Source organism: Micromonospora sp. NPDC048907 (genome assembly GCF_055586885.1).
In genome coordinates, this window is sequence record NZ_JBVJHI010000001.1 from 244690 (window position 1) to 258393 (window position 13704).

General features: G+C 71.5%; 11 protein-coding genes. 4 read left to right on the forward strand and 7 right to left on the reverse strand.

Annotated features, from left to right (window positions below):
- Positions 1–22: 22 nt before the first annotated feature.
- The 3 genes from ACZ6PY_RS01275 to ACZ6PY_RS01285 all read right to left on the reverse strand — a co-directional run bounded on the left by ACZ6PY_RS01275 (position 23) and on the right by ACZ6PY_RS01285 (position 3070).
- Positions 23–616 (reverse strand): FHA domain-containing protein, encoded by a 594-nt coding sequence (locus tag ACZ6PY_RS01275; RefSeq protein ID WP_466068171.1) that lies wholly within the window; start codon positions 614–616, stop codon positions 23–25.
- Complete coding sequence (locus tag ACZ6PY_RS01280) at positions 604–2412, reverse strand: serine/threonine-protein kinase (protein WP_466068172.1); 1809 nt, start codon at positions 2410–2412, stop codon at positions 604–606. The genes ACZ6PY_RS01275 and ACZ6PY_RS01280 overlap by 13 nt, the downstream gene beginning before the upstream one ends.
- Positions 2413–2641: 229 nt before the next feature.
- Positions 2642–3070, reverse strand: coding sequence for a hypothetical protein (locus ACZ6PY_RS01285; protein ID WP_466068173.1), 429 nt, complete (start codon positions 3068–3070; stop codon positions 2642–2644).
- A gap of 179 nt (positions 3071–3249) precedes the next feature.
- Here ACZ6PY_RS01285 and ACZ6PY_RS01290 point away from each other — a divergent pair, with 179 nt between their 5' ends.
- The 3 genes from ACZ6PY_RS01290 (at position 3250) to ACZ6PY_RS01300 (ending at position 6095) form a co-directional block, all read left to right on the forward strand.
- Positions 3250–4302, forward strand: a complete 1053-nt coding sequence (locus ACZ6PY_RS01290; protein WP_466068174.1) for a hypothetical protein — start codon at positions 3250–3252, stop codon at positions 4300–4302.
- Between the two features lie 105 nt (positions 4303–4407).
- Positions 4408–5349 carry an ATP-binding cassette domain-containing protein gene (locus ACZ6PY_RS01295; protein WP_466068175.1) on the forward strand — a complete coding sequence of 314 codons (942 nt, stop codon included), beginning with the start codon at positions 4408–4410 and terminating at the stop codon, positions 5347–5349.
- Positions 5346–6095 carry an ABC transporter permease gene (locus ACZ6PY_RS01300; RefSeq protein ID WP_466068177.1) on the forward strand — a complete coding sequence of 250 codons (750 nt, stop codon included), beginning with the start codon at positions 5346–5348 and terminating at the stop codon, positions 6093–6095. Before ACZ6PY_RS01295 ends, ACZ6PY_RS01300 begins: the two co-directional genes overlap by 4 nt.
- On the opposite strand, the gene ACZ6PY_RS01305 is transcribed toward ACZ6PY_RS01300, so the two are convergent.
- The 3 genes from ACZ6PY_RS01305 to ACZ6PY_RS01315 form a co-directional block, all read right to left on the reverse strand.
- The gene (locus tag ACZ6PY_RS01305; protein WP_466069360.1) at positions 6079–9255 is read right to left on the reverse strand and encodes an AfsR/SARP family transcriptional regulator; all 3177 of its coding nucleotides are present in this window, start codon (positions 9253–9255) and stop codon (positions 6079–6081) included. The two genes, ACZ6PY_RS01300 and ACZ6PY_RS01305, sit on opposite strands and share 17 nt — an antisense overlap.
- 506 nt (positions 9256–9761) lie before the next feature.
- The gene (locus tag ACZ6PY_RS01310) at positions 9762–10214 is read right to left on the reverse strand and encodes a VOC family protein (protein WP_466068178.1); all 453 of its coding nucleotides are present in this window, start codon (positions 10212–10214) and stop codon (positions 9762–9764) included.
- A gap of 108 nt (positions 10215–10322) precedes the next feature.
- Positions 10323–11186: an alpha/beta fold hydrolase gene (locus ACZ6PY_RS01315; RefSeq protein ID WP_466068179.1), complete on the reverse strand. Its 864-nt coding sequence runs from the start codon at positions 11184–11186 to the stop codon at positions 10323–10325.
- A 201-nt stretch (positions 11187–11387) separates the two neighbouring features.
- Here ACZ6PY_RS01315 and ACZ6PY_RS01320 point away from each other — a divergent pair, with 201 nt between their 5' ends.
- Entirely contained in the window at positions 11388–12785 is a 1398-nt protein-coding gene (locus tag ACZ6PY_RS01320) for a hypothetical protein (protein ID WP_466068180.1), read from the forward strand.
- A 25-nt stretch (positions 12786–12810) separates the two neighbouring features.
- Here the strand turns inward: ACZ6PY_RS01320 and ACZ6PY_RS01325 are convergent, their stop codons facing one another.
- Positions 12811–13671 carry a class I SAM-dependent methyltransferase gene (locus tag ACZ6PY_RS01325; protein ID WP_466068182.1) on the reverse strand — a complete coding sequence of 287 codons (861 nt, stop codon included), beginning with the start codon at positions 13669–13671 and terminating at the stop codon, positions 12811–12813.
- Positions 13672–13704 lie beyond the last annotated feature (33 nt).

The window sequence follows — 13704 nt, forward strand, 5'->3', positions numbered from 1 at the left end:
GTACCAGGTGAACGGCCTCGCGTCAGCTCACCGCGCCCCGGCGGACCGCCTCGGCGGCCAGTCGCGACCGGCGGCGGTCGTCGTTGCTGACCAGGCCGAACTTGTCGTACAGCCGGGTCAGGTGCTTCTTGACCGCGCTCTCGCTCACGCCCAGCGTGCCGGCCAGCGCCCGCACGGCCGGCGGCTCCGGGAAGGTGTCGCCCCCGGCCAGGTACGGGCGGCACAGCGCGTCGAGCAGCTCACCCTCCCGGCGGGTCAGCGCCGGCGGGGCGGGCGGCGCCTCGACCCCGACGGTCCGCGTGCCGGTGTGCTGCCCGGGGGCCCGGAACACCAGCCGCGCCGGCCCGACCTCCACCCGGTCGCCGTCGTGCAGGGTGCGGGCCTCGCGCAACGGCGCGCCGTTGACCGTGGTGCCGTTGGTGCTGCCCAGGTCGCGGATGATCCAGCCGGACGGGAAGCGCTCCACCAGCGCGTGCAGCCGGGAGACCAGCCGGCTGTCGATGGGCAGCTCGTTGCCGGGGGCCCGGCCGATGGTCACGGTGTTCACGCTGAGCGGGACGAGGCGCACCGGCCCGGTGCCGTGCACCTCGAACCAGCCGCCGGTCACCTGTCGCACCACGGCTCGGTGGTCGCCGAGGTCACCGCGCCGGAGCGGGTGACGGTCACCGCCGCCGTGGCGGTGACGCACCGCCCCGCCGACGGCCACGGCTCGGTCCACAGCTCGTACGGCTGGCCGGTGGCGCGCTGCCGCGCCCGCGGTCCGTCCGCCCGCACCGCCAGGTCGACGGTCCAGGTCCCGCCGCCCGCCGACACGTTGTCCCGGTACTGCTTCCACACCCAGACGTACGCCATCGCCGCCCGGCAGCTCGGCGACCAGTACTGCTTCACCGAGATGGCGCGCAGCCCGCCCGCGTAGCCGTAGGCGGACGCGCCGACCTGGTAGGCGTCGGCGTAGCACCGGCCGGGCGGCGCGTCGTCCTGGGCCGCCCGGCGGGGTCCCGCCGTGCCGGCCAGCGTCGTGCTCACCGGCCGGCCGGCCACGGTCAACTCCAGCACCGCCCGGACCGGCCCGGCCACCCGGGGCACCACGACAAGCCCCACGTCGCAGCCGGCCCCCGGGGCGAGCCGCCGCGACCCGCACCCGTCCTCGACGATCCGCAGCTCACCCCGGGACGGGCCGCCCACCGTCACCTCGCCGAGGGTCACCGGGTGGTCGGCGCGGTTGCGCACCCGCACCAGCCGCTCCGCCGACTCGGCGTGCAGGGTCAGCTCGCCCAGCTCCACCCGCTCGGGCAGCGTCACCGGGGCGGGCGGGGGCGGCGCCTGCGCGTACCCGGTCACCAGCACGGCCGCCACCGCCACCACCAGGCCGACGGTGCGGCGCAGCGCGTGCCGGCGTACCCCGGAAGGTCGCGCCACCGTGGCGGAGAGGGCGAGGGCCGCGCGGCGGCGGGCCGACAGCGACGGCGCCGGGCCGGCCGGCCGGGCCGGCCGCACCCCGGCGTCCGCGGCCACCTCGCCCGGGACGAACGGGGTCACCGGCAGCCCGGCCGCGGCCTGGGCGGCCCGCAGCTCGGCCGCGAACTCCGCGACCGACGCCGGCCGCCGCGCCGGATCCTTGGCCAGCGCGCGCTCCAGCGCCGCGCACACCCCGTCGGGTACGCCGACCGGGCGCAGGTCCGGCACCGGGTCGGCGGCGATCCGGCGCAGCAGGGCGTCGGTGGACTCCCCGGCGGCGGGCGCGAAGGCGGGCGTGCCCCGGATCCAGTGCAGCACGGTCGAGGCCAGCGCGTAGACGTCGGCGGCCACCGAGGCCGGCTCGCCGCGCAGCACCTCCGGGGCGGCGTGCAGCACGCTCGCGGTGACCGTGCCCCGCGTGCCGGGACGTTCCGCGCCGGCCCGGGCCTGGCCGAAGTCGGCAAGCTTCGGCTCCCCGTACCCGGAGATCAGGATGTTCTCCGGCTTCACGTCGCGGTGCAGGACCCCGGCCCGGTGCGCGGTCTCCAGCGCGCCGGCCACCGCGATCCCGCCGGCGACGGCCGCCCGCCAGTCACCCGCCGTGCCGAGGCGCAGCCGGTCGCCCAGCGAGCCGCCCTCCTCGTACGCCATGAGCAGGTACGGGTTTCCGGCGGCGGTCCGGCCGGCCTGGTGCAGGGTGACGATGTGCGGATGGTCGGACAGCCGGCCCAGGGCGCGCAGTTCGCGCTCGAAGCGGGCCCGCGACGGCCCGGCCCAGTCGGCGGCGAGCACCTTCACCGCCACCCAGCGGGAGTAGTCGGCCTGCCAGGCCCGGTAGACCACGCCGAAGCCGCCCCGCCCGACCTCGACGGCGTCCGTGCACCCGGCGATCCCCAGGTCGACGCCGGCGCCCGGCGCGGGGCCGTGCGTCACCGCCTGCTCGCTGTGGACCATCGCCGCTGAATGCTACCGACGGGTCGGAACGGCCTCGGACGCTCGGGTGCGCCCGCCGGCACCGACGCCGACGGTCCGTGCCCCGAGCAGGGCACGGACCGTCGAGTGTCGCCATCGGGGCCGGACGGGTGACCGGCCGGCCCCGCCCCCCTTCGGCGGATCGGTGGTCGTGGTGGAACCGGGGGTGTCCCGGGCCGCCCCCAGGCGCGGCCCGGGACGCGGGCGGCGGTCAGCAGACGGTGCTGGTCGAACCGCCCGTCGAGTTCAGGTAGCCGGTGACGTGGGTGCAGTGCGCCGCCGTGTTCGCCGGCTTGCCCCACAGCTCCGCCCGGGTGGTGTTGGTCAGCTCGCCCACCCCGTAGTCGGTGCCGCTGTCCGACTCGTCGACGACGTGGACGTACAGGTCCCAGTTCGAGTGGGTGGCCCGGTACTGCTCCCACACGTAGATGTAGGCGTAGTTGTAGCCACAGCCGTAGTACTGCTTCACCGACGCGGCCTGCACACCGCCGACGGTGAGCACGCGGGTGGTGCCGATCTGGCGGACGCTGGAGCAGCTCGCCGGCGTGCTGGCCAGCGCCGGGGAGGCGTCGACCACGGCGACGGCGCCGGCGGCGAGGGCCACGGCCGCGGTGGCGAGGGTACGGCGGAGCAACGACATGGAGACCCTGCTTTCTCTCGAGATCCCGTCGGCAGAGAGACAACCAGGGACGGTGCCGGGGCGACAGGTGACGAAGCGGGGAGGGTTTGCTCCCCATCGCGCGGCCCCCCTGGTTGCCGGTCCTGATTGCTAGGCTGCGCGCCATGTTTTCGGGCGACGCGGATGCAGACCTGCGGCAGATGGCTGACGACGCCACCTTCCCGCACCGGGCCGCGGCGCGGCACGCGGTGCGGTTCCGGGACTCCGGCGACGTGGGGGACCTGGTCGCCGTCCACGACGATCCGCATCCGTGCGGGATGACCGATGTGGTGTTCGCCATGGCGGGATCGAAGCGGCCCTGGCTCAACTGGGTGCCGATGCCGAGCGAGGCGATCAGCAACGTTGCCAACGAGATCGGTGGCCGCCGGGCGCGCGGCGAGCAGGTTGAGGTCTCCGGCCTCGGACTGTCCGCGGCGGAGCCGGCCAGCGCCATGACCGCCTGCCGCCGGATCGCCGGCCCGGTCGACATCGGTATCGCCGAGTTCCCGCCCCCCGACATCCGGACGCCCGTACGGCCCGGCCGGTACGCGGTGTGGCGGTACGACGGCACCGAGCCGCTGCCCGCCGGGCCGGAGCCGTCGGCCGCCGCGGTCGGACTGGTGCAGGAGGTCGCCGGGGAGCCGTGGCAGTCGCCGCTCTCGGGGTACGTGAAGGCCGGCCCGCTCGGCGAGCTGCCGCTGAACGACCTGCTCGGGCTGCTCGCGCACCTGCCCGGTCCGCCGGACACCGCGCGCTGGCAGCACCTCGCCAGGTCGACGCCGACGTACTGGTATCGGCTCATGCAGCCGTGGGTGTGCCTCGGCATCCTGCATCATGCCAAGGACGAGCCGTGGCCGACCTCGACCCGACGCGAGGTGCTGGTGGACCTCGCCTTCGGCGTCGAGGACTGGGTCGCCGACGCCGCAATGTTCGCACTCGTTACCGCCGCCTACCGGGAGCCGGACCTACGGCCGGAGGTACGCCAGCTCGTCCGGGCCCGGCTCGACGCGGCGGTGGCGGCGAACCGGCTGGTCACCATCGAGGAATCACTGGCCCAGCTGATGCTCGTCACGCCGGGGTGCCGTCCCGACGACCGGGCACTGGCAACGGCCGTGCTGGCTCGTGCGGAGCAGGACGACGAAGGGGACGAGGAGCCGGCGGCAGCGCCGGTGGTAAAACGACGCTGGTGGCAGCCGGGCGCTGGTCGTCGGTGAACCGCGCCGCGTCCTGACCTGGCCTGGCGTCGGCGGAAAGCCGTGTCAGTGGTCGTGTCAGGGGCGCGTCAGGCACGTGACAGGCCGGGCGCTGATCGTGGCTGCATGACAAGTTCAGCGATTGAGGTTTCAGGCCTGCGAAAAGCCTTCGGGGACAAGATCGTGCTCGATGGCATCGATCTGGGTGTGCAAGCCGGCACCATCTTCTCCCTGCTCGGTCCGAACGGGGCGGGCAAGACGACGACGGTGAACGTGCTGACCACGTTGATGGAGGCCGACGGCGGGACGGTCCGCGTCGCCGGGCACGATGTCGCCACCGAGCCGAAGGCGGTGCGCGCGGCGATCGGGGTCACCGGTCAGTTCGCGGCGGTGGACGACCTGCTGACGGGGCAGGAGAACCTGCAGCTGATGGTGGATTTGAACCGGGCCACCTCCGGGGACGGCAAGCGGATCGTCACCGAACTGCTGGAGCGCTTCGATCTGGTGGAATCGGCGCAGAAGCCGGTGTCGACCTATTCCGGGGGCATGCGCCGGAAGCTCGACCTGGCGATGACCCTCGTCGGCAACCCGCGGATCATCTTCCTGGACGAGCCGACGACGGGACTCGACCCGCGCAGCCGTCGGACGATGTGGTCGATCACCCGTGATCTGGTGGCCGATGGGGTGACGATCTTCCTCACCACCCAGTACCTCGAGGAAGCCGACCAGCTCGCCGACCGGATCGCGGTACTCGACCAGGGCCGCCTGGTCGCCCAGGGCACTCCCGACGAGCTGAAGCGCCAGATCCCCGGGACCCACGTCCGGCTCCGGTTCACCAGCGTCTGCGAACTCGACGCGGCCGCGCGGGTCCTCACCGGCTCCACGCAGGACGCCGAGGCGCTGACCCTGCGGGTTCCCGGTGATGGCGACACGAAGTCGCTGCGGGTGCTGCTGGACCGGCTCGACGAGTACTCACTCAGTGCCGAGGAGTGCTCCGTGCACAGACCCGACCTCGACGACGTTTTCCTCGCCCTGACGGGCCACACCACGGAGGTGGACGCGAAATGAGCACCAAGTCCCACTCGATGGTCATGTTGCGTCGCAACTTCCAACACATCGCCCGGAATCCGACTTCGGTGTTCAACGCGGTCCTGATGCCGCTCATACTCATGCTGATGTTCGTGTACGTGTTCGGAGACGCCTTCAACGTGGGTGTCGACTACATCGACTACGCGACGCCGGGACTGATGCTGTTGGCCGTCTGTTACGGGCTGGGGTCCACCGCGACGGCGGTGAACTCCGACATGACGAAGGGCATCATCAACCGCTTCAAAGTCATGGACGTCTCCCGCGGTGCGGTGTTGACCGGTCACGTCGTCGCCAGTGTGCTGACCAACCTGGTCGCCTCCGGGGCTCTCGTCGGGGTGGCCTTCCTGCTGGGCTTCAGCCCATCGGCGGGTGTCCGAGGTTGGCTCGGCGTGGTCGGCGTCGTCGTGCTGCTCGGCTTCGCGGCCGGCTGGCTCACGGTCGCCCTGGGCCTGTCGGCGAAGTCTCCGGAAACGGCGGGTATGGCCGCCGTGCCGCTGGTCATGCTGCCGTTCTTCAGCAGCGCGATCGTTCCGGCGGAGAAGATGGGGCCGGGCGTCCGGCAGTTCGCGGAGTACCAGCCCTTCACGCCGATCATCGAAACCCTGCGCGGGTTCCTCAACGGCTCACCGGAGACCGGCGACGTGATCGCCGCCCTCGCCTGGTGCGTCGGGATCGCTCTTGTCGGGTACCTGTGGGCGTCCTCCACGTTCACGAAGCGAGCGTGACGGCGGCCACCTGACTCCAGCTCGTCCCGGTGCCTTCCAGCGCCGCCTCGGCGAACGTCGCTTCGCCGAGGCGGCGCCGCACCGTCTGCTCGATCCGGGCCACGTCCGGGTGGGAACGATCCGGCAGCCCGCGCACGCCGGTGCTCGCCCCGAGCAGCCGTGCGGCCTGCTCGGGCTGGTCGCGGCGCAGTGCGAGGTCCGCGACCCCGACGAGCACCTGGGCGATCAGGGGAGCATGCCCCGTCTCGGTCGCCGTCAGGAAGGCTGCGGCCCGGTGTTCGCGAGCCTCGTCGAGATCCTCGGCAAGGTAGCCGAGCAGGTCATGTGCCACCGCGCGGACATACGCCCGCTTGGCGTGGCCGCCCAGCATCGCTGTGGCGACGTCGAGCTGCCGGTGTGCCTGCTCGGCGTCGCCGCTCCAGCGCGCGAGCTCCGCCTTCGCCAGCGCCAGCTCGGCCAGCGCATTCGGCCAGGAGACTCGCTCCGCGTACCGCTGTGCCTCCGCCATGGCGGCCGCGCTCGCCTCCGCATCGCCCGACAGCCAGTACAACTGGGCCTGCCGCGACCGCATCGGCACGACATCCTCGTTGGCGCCGAACTCGGTGACGACCCCGATCGCCTGGTCGTAGTACTCGCAGGCATGGGCGAACTCGCCGCGCATCGCGATCCGATTCGCCAGCTCGGTCAAGGCGAACGACGTCCCCCACCGGTCGCCGAGCGCGCGAAACTCGGCGAGCGCCGTCTCGAGATACGCGTCCGCATCCCAGCTGTCGTGGCCCAGCACGATCCGCAACCTGCCGAGGTGCAGCCGGGCAAGGGCGCGTAGCCAGGGGTCCTCGTCGGTGAGCAGCTGTTCGAACGCGGGCGCGGCCGCGTCCGGCGCGCGCAACAGGCGTTCCAGTGCGGCGACGAACCTCAGCGCCCGGTGATGCCGGGGAACACGCTGGCTGATCTCGTAGGCCTTGCGGATCCACTCCTCCGCCTGGTGCTGATCACCCGGCCCCCAGATCCCGAGATCACGAACCGAACGACCAGCGTGCACGCCGGCGTGTACCGCACGCGCGTACACCACGGCCCGGCTCTCGTCGGCCACCTCGCCGGGCAGGGCGGTGGCCGCCATGATCAGCTCGTTGCCCTCGGCTTTGTACCCACCGAGCCACCAGTACCAGCCGGCGGCAGCGGCGAGTCGCATCGCCCCGTCCGCTTCGCCGGCCGCGATTGCACCGCGCATCGCAGCACCGATGTTGTCATGCTCGACCTCGAGCCTGGCCAGCCATTCCAACTGCTCAGCGCGATAGAGATGCGGCTCCGCGGTCTCGACGAGTTCGGTGAAATACGCGAGGTGCGCCCGGCGGGCAAGCACCGATTCCCCCGCCTCCGCGAGACGCTGCTCGGCGTACTCCTTGATCGTGCCCAGCATCCGGTAGCGCGGCGCCCGCTCGCCCTCGGCGAGCACCAGCGACTTCTCGGTCAGCGCGGTCAGCAGTTCGAACACGTGACCCGTCTCGACCGTGTCGCCCACGCAGACCCGCTCGGCCGCTTCCAGGCTCGCGCCACCGGAGAACACCGAGAGCCTGTGCAGGACCACCCGTTCGGCGTCGGTGAGCAGCTCCCAGCTCCAGTCGATCACCGCACGCAGCGTCCGGTGCCGCGGCAGCGCGGTACGGCTACCGCCGGTCAGCAGGCGGAACCGGTCATCGAGCCGATTGGCGAGCTGATCGAGCGACATGGTGCGCAACCTGGCCGCGGCGAGTTCGATCGCCAGTGGCATCCCGTCCAGCGCCCGGCAGACCCGCGCCATGGCCGCCAACCCGTCGGCGTCGATCGCGAGGTCCTTGCGCACTGCGCCGGCTCGGTCCCGCAGCAGCCGGACGGCCGGAGCCGACTCGATCTCGCCGGGGTCCGCGCCCTCCACGGGCAGGTCCAACGGTGCGACCGGCCACAGTGACTCACCGGTGATGCCGAGTGGTTCCCTGCTTGTCGCGAGGATCCGCAGCCGCTGGCACTCTCCGAGCACCCGGTGGGCGAAGGTCGCCGCCGACTCGATCACGTGCTCGCAGTTGTCCAGGATCAGCAGCATCGCCCGGTCACGGATCGCGGCGATGAGGCGGTCCGTCGGCTCCGCGCCCGATGCCTCGCCGAACAGGGCATCCCGGAGGCCGAGCGCGGTGAGCGTCGCCTGCGCCACGTCACCGTCCGCGCCGATGGCTGCGAGCTCCACCAGCCAGGCCCCGTCCGGCAGGTCCCCGAGCAGCGTGTGCGCGGTTTCCGTGGCCAGCCTCGTCTTCCCCGACCCGCCCGGTCCGATCAGGGTGGTGAGCCGATGTCCGCTGATGAGTTCGCCGACCGCGGCGACATCGACGTCCCTGCCGACGAAGCTGGTCAGCTCGGCACGCAGGTTGGTCTTCCGTTGCTCCTCCCGCCGTCCCACATCGCCTCGCAGCAGCGCGACGTGCAGCGCGGATAGCTCCGATGAGGGGTCGACGCCCAGCGCGTCGGCCAGGGCTTCTCTCGTGCGCTGGTACACGAGCAGCGCCTCGCTGTCGCGACCGGCCGCGACAAGGGCCCGCATCAGCGCGGCGACAAGCCGTTCCCGCACCGGGTGTGCGGCCACCAGGTCGGTCAGTTCGGTGACCAGCTCCGCACCACGGCCGAGGCTGATCTCCGCGTCGAACCGATCCTCCATGGCCGCCAGGCGTAACCGCTCGAGCCGGGTGACCGCCGCGTCGAACGCCGCGCTGTCCGGTAGATCGACATCCTGCATGGCGGCGCCGCGCCACAGGGCGAGGGCCTCGCGCAGCAGTCGTACGCGCTGTGGATCGTCGTCATTGCGGATCTGGCTCGCCGTGACGAGGCGTTCGAACCGCACGGCGTCTACGGCGTCGGGTTTCACCGCCAACCGGTAGCCGTCTGTGTGCCCCTCGACCGATCCCTCCGGCAGCGCCTTCCGGAGCCGGGAAACCAAGCGGTGCAGGGCATTCGTCGCGTCGGCGGGCGGGTTTTCACCCCAGATCCAGTCGACGAGCGTCGCCTTGGGGACCACGCGACCGGGTTCGAGCGCGAGGGCGATCAGAAGGCCGCGCAGGCGCGCCCCCGGCACGTCGGCGAAGGCTTCGTCGTCCGCACGAACTTCGAACGATCCGAGCATCCCGATCTGCACGGAGCTGATCTTGCCATGGAACGCGAGCATAATTTCAATTGCTGACGTCTGCACCGCAGCTAGGCGGCGCTGCCTGATTGGCACCGTGGCTTGGCCGGCGCGTGAGCCGGGTTGAGCGGGCTGGGCACCACGAGGTCGACGAGCAGGACGGGCTGTGTCTTCACGTCGCCGGTGACGGCCCGACCGGACGGCGGACCGTGGCGATCAACTTCCTTCGGCCATCCGGCGTCATCGATTCGCCTGACGTTGCAGGCGACAGCGGAAGGTGTTCGCGGGGCAGCGGGGAGTGGCCGGACCTGCGACCATCGACGCCGCTGCCCGCTGGAGTTCATGGAGGGTGAGGCGCGGATGTTCGACCTGTACTTTCGTGTCGGCGGACACGCCGGTCGGCGACCTGGGGCGGGCCGGCGTCGAGGTGAGCGCCGCGCGGTGGGGGGGTACCCGGACTCCGACCCGGCCGACAACGTCGCCACCTTCTCCATCACCACCACCGAGACCAATGCGCGTCAGAGTGGGTCGAGACGGGCCTTGAGCAGGCAGAACTCGTTGCCCTCGGGGTCGGCCAGGACATGCCACTGCTCCTGCCCCGTCTGGCCGATGTCGGCCCGGCGCGCACCGAGCTTGAGAAGGCGTTCGAGCTCGGCATCCTGATCGCGGTCGGTGGCGTTCACGTCGATGTGCAGCCGGGACTTCCCCTTCTCCGGCTCATCCCGACTCAGGATGATCGTCGGCTGCGGACCACCGAACCCCTCGCGCGGCCCGATCTCCAGCGTGCCGTCGTCCTCGCGATCGAGCACGACGAAGTCCAGGCCCGCCGGGCAAGGGTCGAGGCCCCAGCCAGGAACGCTGTCTTGAGAGTGCCCGCGAGCACGGCGGCCTGCAATCACCCGTCGAGAGAGTGGGCTCCCGGGCTGTTGCCCCTTGAAACGCTGGCCCGCGGCGATCTCGTCGCCGACCACCGACCAGACGGCTTCGCCGTCCTGGAAGGGAAGCCGGCGGCTCCGATACTGCCCCGCCCGCTGACCCGCGTCCTCAACCGGAGCGTCGCCAGGGGGCGGCAAGCGGGCTCAGGACGTGTGGCGCAGGAGTGCGTCCACCGCCACCGGCCAGGCCGCCCGCGGCAGGCCCTGGCCGATACCGCGCAACGGGAGCAGTGTCGCGCCGGGGATCTCCTCGGCCAGCGCCACGCCGTTCCCGTACGGGAAGAACCGATCCTCGTCGCCATGCATGACAAGCGTCGGCAGGGCAATGTCGCCCAACCGCTCACGCCACCGGGGCCGGCAGTCGATGGCGGCGAACATGGTGCCCAGGTGGCTGGCACGCTGCGCCTCCGGCGTCCGTGCCGCCCGGTCGAAGACGAGCCCGGCAGTGGTACGTGCGTCCGCCTCGTCGAATCCTCGCGTGCCGGACATCGCCCTTGCGGCCCCGACCATGTAATCGATGACGCTGTCACGATCGGTCCAGTCCGGCTGCGGCCGGCCGAACAGCTCCGCCATTAGCTCCGGCGCGTGGTCGGGCAGGTCCGGATCCACCGGGCCGGGAGCGACCGGCCGGGTGGAGATCAGCGTCAGCGACGCGACCCGGTCAGGATGGTCCAGCGCAAGCAACTGCGCGACGAAGCCGCCGACGCCGAGCCCGACCACGTGCGCACTCCGCAACTCCAGCGCCGCCAGCAGCTCGGCCGCATCGGTCACCAGATCACGCAGGTCGTACGCGGGAGCGTCCGGATCGACGAACGTCGACCGGCCGGCGTCTCGCAGGTCATAGCGCACCACGTAGCGCCCGGTCAGCTTCGTACACAGCTCGTCCGGCCAGCTCATCATGGTCACGCCGATGAGCAGCACCGGCGGGTCCCCCGGGTCACCGAAGGTCTCGACGCACAGCTCAACGCCGTTGACGTTGATCCGCATGGAGGCCGCTTTCGCGATCATCAGTTGAATCCTTCCGGTAGCGAGTTCGCCGATGGTGAGTGGCCGACGTCCGTCACGCCGCCTTCTCCTCGGCTCGCTGGAGACAGGAGGTAGACGGGCCAGACCGCGCGATCTCATCGGTCCCGGCCCCGCGCTCGACGGTCCCGCCTTGCTGTGGTGTGTTACTAGGTGGAGGCACATCCGTGACCTGGTGGTGATCGCGTGGGCGCTGGCGCACAACCTCGACCCCGACGTCAGTTGCGACGACGGGCGACCGCCGCACCCGAACCGGAAGCGGTTCCGATCCCCGGCACAGGCCAGGACGGCGATCTCGATTACTTCATACCGATCAGCGATGACGAGTTCGCCGACGATGGGCTGGACGTCGGCGATCCGCTGACCGCCGATGACGTCGCCGACGCGCTGGACGGACCGCCGTGGTGGATCGTCGCCGGCGAGCGGATCGAAGCGACTGCCGTGTCCAACCGCACGAGGCGGCGCGAAAAGGAGAGACGAGACGACTTTTTCGATCCGCTCTACGAGAACTTCTGGGCTCACGTCGACATCGACCCGGTGTCGGTGTTGCCCACGGTGCGGGCCGCCACCACCGCACGGGAATGGCGGGACTCCGAGCTGCGGCGATTCAGCATTCCACGACCACTGGCGCTCAAGGTCAACGTGGTGGTGGCCGCCGCGGCCGCACTCGTGATGGTCGACGGGCCGGTGACCCACCGGCTGGTGGCCATCGCCACCTGTCTGGTATTCGGCTTCTGGATCGGGGCGATGGTCTCCATCTTCGCCATCTCGTCCCGCCTGTCGGCCGCCTGCGCCGCAGCCGTCACCGTGGCGTGCGTCGTGCTGTCGGCCGTGCCCAGAATCGACGCAACACGGTGGCACGACATCCTGCTGGGGCTGGCGTTCGCCGCTGCTGGCCTGTTCGTCGCCGCGATGTGGCCGATCGTGATGTCCTGGCGCCTCGAGCGGATCCACTGGGCACGTCCTGACGTGGCAATGGTCGCTGCTCTCCTGGAGTTCAGCGACTATGTGGAGTCCGCGCCGCAGGTCCGGCGCCATGCCGTGACGGAGCTGGACCGCGCCGCTACACGATTCGAACTCGCGTGGCATCGCGTGCATCGGACCGGTATCGACGTCACCGATCGGCAGTTGCGCGGGTGGGCCGGCAGGATCCGCGCGGAGACGCGGGAGTTGCAGCGCTGGTGCGCGTTCGACGCCCCGTCGACCTTCGCCCTGCTCATGCACACCTACAAGCTGATACTGGCGATCGTCAACCGCGACCCCCTGGCCGAGCAGGAGGACGTCTGGGTCCGCCATGGCAGCTGGCGCAGGCCACCGACTTCGGCCCTTGGCCGGCTGTGGGCACGCAGCAAGCGGTCCGGCAGGTACATGCGTCAATGCCTGCTCGCCGGCTTCATAGCGATCACCGCGCTGCTCCTGCTCGCAGACACGGTATGGAGCGCGGTGCCGACCTTCATCGCCACGCATGTTTCCCGCGACCTCGGCTCGGCCCTGAACTTCGACCCCACGGTGCGCGTGTTCGTCGCCACGATCAGCCTGTCGTTGTTCGCGATCGCCGGACGCGCGTTCGCCCGCCGGCATTGAATCGGTGAGCTGTGTCGGTGGCAGATCAGTGCGCGGCGCGTACCGCCGAGACGAGTCCGCCCCCGCCCTCGTCCTGCTGCGGCGGGGTGAGCACCGGACGCCCGTAGGCCTCGGCGCGCTCACGCAGGGTAAAGGTCTCCGCCTCCCAGCCGAGGCCGTCCAGCCAACCGACCGGGTCCTCCGGCATCTCCCAGACCCACATCGACGCTGCCGATCCCGGAGCGGCATCCCCGCGGAAGCGTTCGACCACCCCGGGCGAGCCCAGGGTGAGGCCCATCCTGCTGCCTGCAGCGGACAGCGCGCCGACCCGTTCGAGCAGCGACTCCACTGCGTCCTCGGGCAGATAGATCAGCAGTCCCTCGGCGATCCACACCGTCGGCTGCGCCGGATCGTGCCCGGCCGCGGCAAGGGCGCCGGGCCAGTCCTCGCGTAGGTCGACCGGAACGGTGATCCGCTCGCAGCGCGGAATGGCGCGCTCCTGACGCAGCACCGAGGCCTTGAAGCCCAGCGGTTCGGCCGTGTCGACCTCGAACAGCCGCGTTCCCGCGGGCCAGTCCATCCGGAAGGCCCTGCTGTCCATCCCGGCTCCGAGCAGCACGACCTGCCGGACGCCGGACGCGACCGCCCGATCCAGCAGGTCGTCCAGGAACTTCGTCCGGATGACGATCGAGAAGGCCACACCGAGCCAGCGGCGCCGCGCCGCCTCGTCCGCGCGCGGGGGCGGCGGCGTCCCGGGGCCTCTCCCGCCGGCCGTGGCGAAGGCCAGCGCCAGCGGGTCCCGGAACAGCGGCTGCTCGCGTGCCGTCTCCATTGCCCTCACCCGGGCCACGCCCACGGCTGTGGCCCACACCCCGGACGGCTGGATCGGTCCCGCCGCATCAGTCATGCGTTCAGCCTAGTTAGGCGGCGTGTCACCCAA